General features: G+C 42.0%; 1 protein-coding gene. It reads right to left on the minus strand.

Features of this window, described 5'->3' with window-relative positions; genetic code table 11:
* A partial coding sequence (locus ACUVJL_RS06640) for a 3-dehydroquinate synthase family protein (protein WP_445245139.1) occupies nucleotides 1-873 on the minus strand: 873 nt, incomplete at its 3' end.
* Nucleotides 874-1,137 lie beyond the last annotated feature (264 nt).

A 1,137-nucleotide genomic window follows, 5' to 3' on the forward strand; every position in this document is an offset into this window, starting at 1 on the left:
TTCTTGGGAGAGTTCGGCGGCAATTTTCATTCCAAAGGAAACAGCTTCTCCGTGAGACATTTTACCTTGTTCGATCCATTCAATGCCGTGTCCGAAAGTATGGCCGTACTCGAGAGTAATTCCATAGCCTGTTTCGCTCGGATCTTCCTGGAGAATTGGTAATTTGGAGAGGATAATTTTGTAGGCGAGTTCGGTCAATTTCTCGTCTGTAAAATTCAGCTCTGGATTCAGGGTTTCTTCCAAATACTCCAGAAATGTTGGATCTGAAATAAACCCGTTTTTGATGCCTTCAATGATGCCGCTCCGCTTCGAGGAAGGAGGCTCTGTCTTGAGATATTTGGTGTCTGACCAAATAAATATGGGTGAATGGTAGAGACCAAAATGATTTTTGCCTGTGGTGCCGTTGACTGCCTGTTTGTTGCTGAGCGTACTGTCGGTTTGACCTGTCATGCTTGTGGGGACTTCGATAAAGCGAATCCCGCGGTACACTAACCCAGCAGCTAAACCGACAACATTTCCGACTGTTCCGCCGCCAAATGCTATCAAAATCGTTTTCTTTGATGCTCCTTTGGCTATCAGCTTTTCGCAGGTTTGTTCAAGGATCGGGAAATATTTACATTTCTCCCCAGGAGGTACGAATTCCAGCGAACAGGTATATTTTTCGCTGATGCGATCGTACAATTCTTTGCCGTAGGACTCAAAGAGATGCGGTTCTGTAAAGAAAAAGATTTGGTCGAAACTATATTTCTCTAACTCGGACATGAAACTTTCTTGGATGTCATATCCGAAATAAAACGGACTGGGTTTTTCCAGATAGGTATTGAGTGTAGTTACTTTTCCAGGTACGAACTCAAAAGTTTGATTGTGATTCATCTGAATGATAGCTCCTTATGTATGGCAATTCCCACTTGTGGGCGGGAAATTATTGCGAATATCGCTGTTTCCTTGATGACATTTATTCTTAACTAAAATCCAAAATAAGTCAATCTTATTGTAATAATCTTTCTATTTGCTTAATATTCTGTCCAAAAACTCTTCTTTTGACAAAGCGCTGGAAATGCTCTGGGAATTCGGAGTAGATATCGGTAAAACTACTGATTGGAGACGGTTTCAGCGAATTATCAGTGCAGTACGGGC

It is taken from the genome of Microcoleus sp. OTE_8_concoct_300 (assembly GCF_031383065.1).
Lineage (GTDB): Bacteria > Cyanobacteriota > Cyanobacteriia > Cyanobacteriales > Microcoleaceae > Microcoleus.